Genomic DNA, 7835 nt, shown 5'->3' with positions numbered 1-7835 from the left:
AATCACCACACCGCCACGGGTGTGGTGAATTGGGGCGTCCAGCGCGCCCGAAATCACCACGCGGACGGGCTTCGCACCCTGACCACGAAACATGTCTAGAACGGGCAAGCCCATGGTGACCTTGCTCTGGTGCGGGGAGCGGAGGGCGGACGTCAGCCGGCGTGGGCGAGAAGAGTTCCGGTGCTGGTCGTGTCGTACCGGCCCGCATCACCGGCGCCCGCGACGATCCGGGCCATCGCCCGCAGGGACGCTGTTCCGGGAGCGTAGTAGCCGTCGTGGCCGGTCACGTCGTCGCACGGCAGGGTCAGGGCGCCGAAGTCCGGCTCGGCGGGTTGCCGGCCATGACCCACCCCCATGATGCGTACGCCCGGAAGCCGCCGCGTCCAGTCGTCCGGTGCGCTGCCCGCCCAGACCCGGGCCGCGGTGCCCAGCGCGGACCGGTCCGGCACGCCCATGCCCGGGCTGCCGATCGCCACGATGTCGGTGACCTGGCGGCTCAGCCGTGCCGCCGCGTGCCCGGCCACGATGGAACCGTAGCTGTGCCCGACCACGACGATGGCACGGTCCGGGTGGCCGGTCACGAGACCGTCGACCAGCTTCTCGAGGACGGGGGCGCCGGAGGCCGCCCGATCTTCGCGGAGTGCTTCACGGCGTACCCCCTCCGGGGTGTCGTAGCCCAGCCACGCGATCACCGCGACCCGCGCGCCCGGATCCGCCCGCCGGATCTGCGCGAAGAGCTGTTCGGCCTGCCAGGAGGGCGCCCGCCGGAGCACCCCGCCGAGGCCGGTGTCGAAGTTGGCGAGGGTGGTGTCCACGCCGGGGATCAGGATCGCCACCCGGTCCGCGGTCTCCAGGTCGCCGAGCACCGTGGCGATCATCCCGTCGCCCCGCCGGTCCAGGGCGAGGATCTGCCGGCCGGGGCGGGCCGGGTCGCGGTTGGCGGCGTAGCGCAGGGCGAGCGGGGCGCCGTCGAGGTTGCCGACGATCTGCGGGTAGCGGGCGGTCAGGTCCGCCGCGGCCGCCGGGGACAGCCCGGCGAAGAAGGCCGCCACCTGGGCGGGCATGGCCGTCGCGGGGTCCGGGAGCCGGGCCGGGTCGGACAGCCACTCGGCGGTCCGGGGCAGCGGTGACGCGGTCGCGCGGGTGGGCCCGCACAGCCAGAGCACGGGGGTCACGAGCAGCAGTGCAGCCGCGATCCACAGTCGATTCATTCCGGTTCCTCCCGCTCCGATGAACGATGCGAGAGGAAAGGTAGGGAGCCGGAACGGGGGTTTTCGTCAATCCGTGGAGCCAGATCGCGGGTAGTACTCAGGTATCGGTCGGCGGGCCCGCGCAACCCGCCGACGGGTGTGGTTGCCCGGCCGCTCGGCGGTTGGTGATCAACTGCCCGCGGTTTACTGTGGCCCCTGGGGGTTCATTTCATGAACTGCCCGCGGCTGACCGAGTAGGGGCGGATCAGTCGCACGCCTGCCGGGGGCGAGCCACAAGCTCACCTCCGGCAGTGTCGCGTCCGCGTCCGGTCAGGAACCGGGCCGCTGCCCCGGGACGACCGGCGGGGTGGCCGAGGACGGCCGAGCCTGCGTCCGATCCTGATCGGCGACCTTTCCGGCAATAGCTGAATTGACGGTAATACCGGATTTATTGGTTTCCGTCGCCGATTTCGCCTGTGCGGCCTGTGCGGCCTGCACCGCCTGGGAGGGCGCGTCACCCGACGTGGAGTACGCCGGGTGGATCGCCGGGGCGGGCGAGGCGGCCCGGGACCGCTTGGAACCGGCCGTCGGCATCGCGATCGTCCGGTCCGACTCCGGCAGCAGAGCCGCCGACACGGGCGGAGCGGCCGAAGACGCAGCGGGAGCAGCGGGAACGACGGGAGCAGCGGGAACGGCGGGAGCAGCGGGAACGGCGGAAGCAGCGGGAACGACGGGAGTAGCGGGAACGACGGGAGCAGCGGGAACGACGGGAACAGGGGGAGCCGGGGGAGGGGTGGACGGCGAGTTGATCGCCACCGTGCGGTCGGCCGCGGCCGGCGAGTTGATGGCGACCGTGCGATCCGCCGGCGACCCCAGAGTGACCGTGGCGTCCGCCGGGCGTCCGGGACGGATCACCGTGGTCTCACTGGCCGCGATCGGGACACCGGCCACCTTGGCCGCACCCCGGAACCGTCCGATCTCACCGATGATCGGCAGCACCGGCGGCTCGTAACGGGCCCAGCGGCGACCACTCAACCCGGTGCCGAGCAGCGGGATGGCCAGGAGCGCGGCGAGACCGTAGCCGGGCCGGCTCAGGTCGAACCCCTCCTTGGCGACCTCCGGCGCCCATAGCGCGGCGTACCCCGTGGGGTCGTTGAACGCCCACAGTGCGATCCCCAGGAAGCCCGCGCCGGCCAGCACCGGTCCGGCGGGGGAGACCGGGGCGAAAGTGAGGATCGTGAAGAGGATGCCGGAGAAGAGCAGCAACAGCAGGCCGGAGATCGACTCGGCGGCGAAGAGCTCTCGTCCTCGGCTCGACAGGTCGTGGGTGAATCCCACGCCGGCCAGCACCCAGAGAGCGGGGGCCAGCACGAGGGCATAAATGATCGACCGGAGGTGGCGCATGATCCGGCAGGCTACCCCGGTCCGGCAAGCGTGGCGAAATGCCCTGACCGGGTGCTTCCGGGCACGGAACCGGCGGTCACGAAGGCCTGACCCGCCGTTAAGGTGTGGCGATGGGCACAGTGTTGTGGGAGCCGCCCGCCGACGTCCGGACGACCTCGCGGATCGGTGGGTTCCTGTCGTGGCTGGAGCGGGAGCGCGGTCTGTCCTTCGCGGACTATCCGGCGCTCTGGGAGTGGTCGGTCACCGATCTGGCCGGCTTCTGGGGTGCGGTGTGGGACCACTTCGGGGTGGTGGCGCACGATCCACCCACGGCGGTGCTGACCGAGGCGGTGATGCCGGGGGCGCGCTGGTTCCCCGGCGCCACGCTCAACTACGCGGAGAACGTGCTGCGGATGCCCGGCCGGGACCCGGAGGACGTCGTCGTTCACGCGTACTCCCAGAGTCGTGAGCCGGTGCGGCTGACCGGCCGTGAGCTGCGCGAGGAGGTCCGCCGGGTCCGTGCCGGGCTGAAGGCCCGCGGCGTCGGCCGGGGCGACCGGGTGGCGGCCTACGCCCCGAACATCCCGGAGACCTACGTCCTGATGCTGGCCGTCGCCAGCCTCGGCGCGATCTTCTCGTCGTGCGCGCCGGAGTTCGGCGCCCGCAGCGTGATCGACCGGTGGAGCCAGATCGAGCCGTCGGTGCTGGTCGCCACGGACGGATACCGCTACGGCGACAAGGCGATCGACCGGAGCGCCGAGATCGACGCGATCGCCGCGGCGGTCCCGTCGATCGAGCACGTGATCAGGATCGGCTATCTGCACGAGGGCGGCGACTGGTCCGGGCTGACCGGCGACGACCCGCTCGCCTTCGAGCCGGTCCCCTTCGACCACCCGCTCTACGTCCTCTACAGCTCCGGCACCACGGGCCTGCCCAAGCCGATCGTGCACGGACACGGCGGCATCCTGCTGGAACACCTCAAGATCCTGGCGCTGCACCACGACCTCGGCCCGGACGACCGTTTCCTGTGGTTCACCACCACCGGCTGGATGATGTGGAACTACCTGGCCAGCGGTCCGGCGGTGGGCGCCGCCGTGGTGCTCTTCGACGGCAACCCGGCCTGGCCGGATTTGAACACCCTCTGGGACCTGGTGGACACCGCCGGGATCACCTATCTCGGCACGTCGGCACCGTTCCTGATGGCCTGCCGCAAGGCCGGTCTCACCCCACGCAAGCGGCTGCGCGGCATCGGTTCGACCGGCGCGCCGTTGCCCCCGGAGGGTTTCACGTGGGTCTACGAAGCGGTCGATCCGGGCGTGCAGCTGACCTCGCTGTCCGGCGGGACCGACGTCTGCACCGGGTTCGTCGGCGGCTCACCGCTGCTGCCGGTCCGGGCCGGGGTGATCGCCTGCCGGGTCCTCGGGGCCCGGGTGGAGGCCTTCGACCCGTCCGGCAAGCCGGTGACCGGTGAACTCGGCGAGCTGGTGATCACCGCGCCGATGCCGAGCATGCCGGTCGGCTTCTGGAACGACCCGGACGGCCGGCGGTACCGCGAGGCCTACTTCGACGTCTACCCCGGGGTGTGGCGGCACGGCGACTGGATCACCGTCGAGGCGGACGGCAGCTGCGTGATCACCGGACGGTCGGACGCCACCCTCAACCGCGGCGGCGTCCGGCTGGGCACCGCCGAGTTCTACGCGGTCGTCGAGAGCCTGCCCGAGGTCGCCGACTCGCTGGTGGTGCACCTCGACAAGCCCGGCGACCCGAACGGTGAGCTGATCCTCTTCGTGGTCACCGCGGACGGCGCCGAGCTCGACGAGGACCTGCGCGGCCGGATCGCCCGGGAGCTGCGTGCCGCGCTGTCGCCACGGCACGTTCCCGACCTTCTCCATCGGGTACGCGCAGTGCCCCGCACCCTGTCCGGCAAGAAACTGGAAGTCCCGGTGAAGCGGATCCTCACCGGGACGCCGGTCGCGGTCGCGGCGGCCGCCGGGGCACTGGTCAACCCGGAGTCGCTGACCGAGTTCGCGCTCCTACGCCAGGATCGCTGACACCTTCTCGGTGGCGGCCCGGGCGTCCAGCTTGGCCCGGTCCAGGTTGGCGCAGAGCACCACCGAGGCGCCGGCCACCAGCGGGGCGATCAGCCAGTCGATCGCCTCCGGGTACGCCGCCGTGTCGATCAGTACCCGGCCGCCGTCCGGGATGCCCAGGGCGGCGGCCCGGTGTGCCGCCTCCTCGATGGCGTCCTGGTGGCTCAGCTCGAACGGGCCCCCCAGGGCCAGGTCGGCCGGGGCCACCGGAGCGCCCCGGTAGTGGTCGCCGTAGTTGCGGACCTCGGTGACGTAGTCCTGGTAGCCCGGCGGCACGTCGCGCAGCGGCATGGCCAGCGGGAGCAGGCCGGTGGCGTACCGGTCACCGGTGTTCCACGCGGCCGCGGCGTCCACCCGGTCCGGTGTGGTGAACAGCGCCTCGACCGGCTGCGGGGCGTCCGCGCCCAGGTCGGCGCCGAGACCGGCGGCCGAGACGCCGAGCAGCAGGGCCGCGGTCTGCCAGTGCGGCGGGAGCAGCAGCGCCACCGTGTCGCCGTGGCCCAGCCCGATCCCGTCGACCAGCAGGTTCGCGGTTTTCGAGACCCAGTTCTCCAGCGTCAGGCCGGAGAGTTCGGTGCGGTCGCCGGAGGCGTCGTCGTACCAGGTCAGCAGGGGAGCGGCCGGGTCGCGCCGGACCGCCTCCGCGAACGCCTGTGGAATCGTGGTCTTCATCGCCTCACACCATAGGCGTATCACTGTCCGTGATCGCAGTGGAACCGTGTCGACTCCCCTGGTGGCGCGATCGACGATGCTCCGGCGTCGCGGACGCTTGCCCGCAGCGTTGCAGGCGTACCCTCGACGGTGACGTTGCCGACTCTCAACGTCGGAGTTCCCACCGCAGCATCGGAACGTCAGAGACGCCAAGGAGATGCCTCGTGACCCCCGGTCGCCCCCCGCGAGTGCTGGTCGACGCCACTAGTGTTCCCGCCGACAGAGGCGGTGTCGGCAGATACGTCGACGGATTGCTCGGAGCCCTCGGACAGCTGAACGACGAGCGTGTCGCCCTCGCCGTCGTCGCACAGCGTTCGGATGCGGAGCGTTACCGTCGCATGCTCCCCTCGGCCGAGGTGATCCCCGGACCGGCCGCCATCGTGCACCGTCCGGCCCGCCTCGCCTGGGAGCAGACCGGTCTGCCGCTGCTCGCCCAGCAGGTGGGCGCGCAGGTGCTGCACTCGCCCTTCTACACCTGCCCGCTGCGCACCGGATGCCCGGTCACGGTCACCGTGCACGACGCGACGTTCTTCACCGAACCGGAGCACTACGACAACACCAAGCGGACCTTCTTCCGCAGTGCGATCAAGACGTCGCTGCGGCGGGCCGGCCGGGTGATCGTCCCCAGCAAGGCGACCCGCGACGAACTGATCCGCCTGCTGGACGCCGATCCGACCCGGATCGACGTGGCGTACCACGGGGTCGACCACTCGGCGTTCCACATGCCGACCGACGAGGAGAAGGCCCGGGTCCGTGCCCGGCTCGGCCTCGGCGACACCGGCTACGTGGCGTTCCTCGGCGCCAAGGAGCCCCGCAAGAACGTGCCCAACCTGATCCGCGGCTGGGCCCGCGCCGTCGCCGACTGGCCGCACCCGCCGGCCCTGGTCCTCGCCGGGGGACAGGGGCATGACGACGACATCGACAAGGCCGTCGCCGAGGTTCCCTCGCACCTGCGGCTGCTCCGTCCGGGCTATCTGCGCTACGCGGACCTGCCCGGTTTCCTCGGCGGCGCCCTGGTGGCCTGCTACCCCTCGTTCGGTGAGGGTTTCGGCCTGCCGATCCTGGAGGCGATGGCCTGCGGCACCCCGGTGCTGACCACGCCCCGGCTCAGCCTTCCGGAGGTCGGCGGCGATGCTGTCGCATATACGACCGAGGCGCCGGAGCGGATCGCCGAGGACCTCGCTGACCTGCTGCACGACGAGAAGCGGCGCCAGACGCTCGCCAAAGCGGGTTTCGATCGTGCGAAAGAGTTCACCTGGGCGTCCAGCGCGGAGGTACATGTAACGACTTGGACCCGAGTCGCTACTTGATCATCTACTAAACTCTCCGCGCATGAGCGACGAACAGGCTGTGCTGTACGGGGTGGTTCTCGCAGGCGGTACCGGTACCCGTCTCTGGCCGCTGTCCCGCGCCGGTCATCCCAAGTTCCTCCACCCGCTGACCGGCACGGAGGCGTCCCTTCTGCAAGCCACCGTGGACCGGCTGGACACGCTGACCTCCCCCGAACGGATCTTTGTGGTGACCGGCGTGGCGCACGCCGCGGCGGTCTCCCGGCAACTCGCCGCGATCCCGGACGAGAACGTGCTCGTCGAGCCGTCCCCCCGGGACTCGTGCGCGGCGATCGCCCTGGCCGCGGCGGTCATCGCCCGCCGCGACCCGGAGGCGATCATGGGCTCGTTCGCGTCCGACCACCTGATCGCCGACCAGCCCGAGTTCGCCGAGGTGATCCGCCGCGCGGTCGTCGGCGCCCAGCAGGGTCTGCTGATGACGCTCGGCATCACCCCGACCCGCCCGGAGATCGGCTACGGCTACCTCCAGTGCGGGGCGGCGGCCGAGGGCAGCCCGGTGCTCAAGGTCGAGGAGTTCAAGGAGAAGCCCTCCTACGAGGTCGCCGAGAACTACGTGAAGTCCGGCAACTACCTGTGGAACGCCGGCATGTTCGTCTGGCGGGTCGACGTGTTCCTCGCCGAACTGGCCCGGCAGCAGCCGCAGCTCGCCTCCGGGGTGAGCCGGATCGCCCACGCCTGGGACACCGCCGCCCGCGAGGAGGTCCTCGGCGAGGTGTGGCCCACCCTGCCGCGGATCTCGGTCGACTACGCGGTCATGGAGGGCGCGGCCACCGTCGGCCGGGTCGGCACCGTTCCCGGCGACTTCGGCTGGAACGACGTCGGCGACTTCCACACCCTCGGTGAGGTCCTCACCGCCGACCCGGCCGGCAACGTGGTGGTCGGCCACGACGGCGCGGGCGAACGCCCCGGCGTGCTGCTGCGCGACGCGGAGAACCTGGTGATCGTCCCGAACGGCCGCCGTCTGGTGGCCGCGATGGGCGTCCGGGACCTGGTCATCGTCGACACCGAGGACGCCGTCCTGGTCTGCCCGCGGGAACGCGCGCAGGAGGTCAAACACCTGGTGGACGAGCTGAAGGAGCTCGGGCAGCACGGATACATCTGACCGCGGTCAT

Annotated in this window: 6 protein-coding genes; 3 read left to right on the top strand and 3 right to left on the bottom strand. The window is 71.4% G+C overall.

The features are described from left to right. Positions 1 to 152: 152 nt before the first annotated feature. Positions 153 to 1211: an alpha/beta hydrolase gene (locus WH85_RS19370; RefSeq protein WP_045743304.1), complete on the bottom strand. Its 1059-nt coding sequence runs from the start codon at positions 1209 to 1211 to the stop codon at positions 153 to 155. Positions 1212 to 1520: 309 nt separating this feature from the next. Next, on the bottom strand, positions 1521 to 2594 hold the full coding sequence (locus WH85_RS19365; RefSeq protein ID WP_045743303.1) for a hypothetical protein: 1074 nt from the start codon (positions 2592 to 2594) through the stop codon (positions 1521 to 1523). 110 nt (positions 2595 to 2704) lie between these two features. On the opposite strand from WH85_RS19365, the gene WH85_RS19360 reads away from it, so the two are divergent. Then, complete coding sequence (locus tag WH85_RS19360) at positions 2705 to 4624, top strand: acetoacetate--CoA ligase (protein WP_045743302.1); 1920 nt, start codon at positions 2705 to 2707, stop codon at positions 4622 to 4624. On the opposite strand, the gene WH85_RS19355 is transcribed toward WH85_RS19360, so the two are convergent. Beyond that, positions 4607 to 5335 carry a TIGR03089 family protein gene (locus tag WH85_RS19355; RefSeq protein ID WP_045743301.1) on the bottom strand — a complete coding sequence of 243 codons (729 nt, stop codon included), beginning with the start codon at positions 5333 to 5335 and terminating at the stop codon, positions 4607 to 4609. The genes WH85_RS19360 and WH85_RS19355 overlap by 18 nt on opposite strands. 203 nt (positions 5336 to 5538) lie before the next feature. Between WH85_RS19355 and WH85_RS19350 the strand changes: the two genes are divergently transcribed. After that, positions 5539 to 6684 (top strand): glycosyltransferase family 4 protein, encoded by a 1146-nt coding sequence (locus WH85_RS19350; protein ID WP_045743300.1) that lies wholly within the window; start codon positions 5539 to 5541, stop codon positions 6682 to 6684. Between the two features lie 22 nt (positions 6685 to 6706). Continuing rightward, entirely contained in the window at positions 6707 to 7825 is a 1119-nt protein-coding gene (locus tag WH85_RS19345; protein WP_425394653.1) for a mannose-1-phosphate guanylyltransferase, read from the top strand. The last annotated feature ends 10 nt before the right edge of the window (positions 7826 to 7835 follow it).

This window comes from Actinoplanes rectilineatus, from assembly GCF_000962825.1.
In the GTDB taxonomy this organism is placed as follows: domain Bacteria; phylum Actinomycetota; class Actinomycetes; order Mycobacteriales; family Micromonosporaceae; genus Actinoplanes; species Actinoplanes rectilineatus.
The sequence above is the reverse complement of the archived record's forward strand: the minus strand, read 5'-3'. Positions and strand labels throughout refer to the sequence as shown.

Excerpts from the sequence above, each read along its gene's own strand:
- WH85_RS19370 (WP_045743304.1), bottom strand. The coding sequence starts at position 1,211 with ATGAATCGACTGTGGATCGCGGCTGCACTGCTGCTCGTGACCCCCGTG.
- WH85_RS19365 (WP_045743303.1), bottom strand. The coding sequence starts at position 2,594 with ATGCGCCACCTCCGGTCGATCATTTATGCCCTCGTGCTGGCCCCCGCT.
- WH85_RS19360 (WP_045743302.1), top strand. The coding sequence starts at position 2,705 with ATGGGCACAGTGTTGTGGGAGCCGCCCGCCGACGTCCGGACGACCTCG.
- WH85_RS19355 (WP_045743301.1), bottom strand. The coding sequence starts at position 5,335 with ATGAAGACCACGATTCCACAGGCGTTCGCGGAGGCGGTCCGGCGCGAC.
- WH85_RS19345 (WP_425394653.1), top strand. The coding sequence starts at position 6,707 with ATGAGCGACGAACAGGCTGTGCTGTACGGGGTGGTTCTCGCAGGCGGT.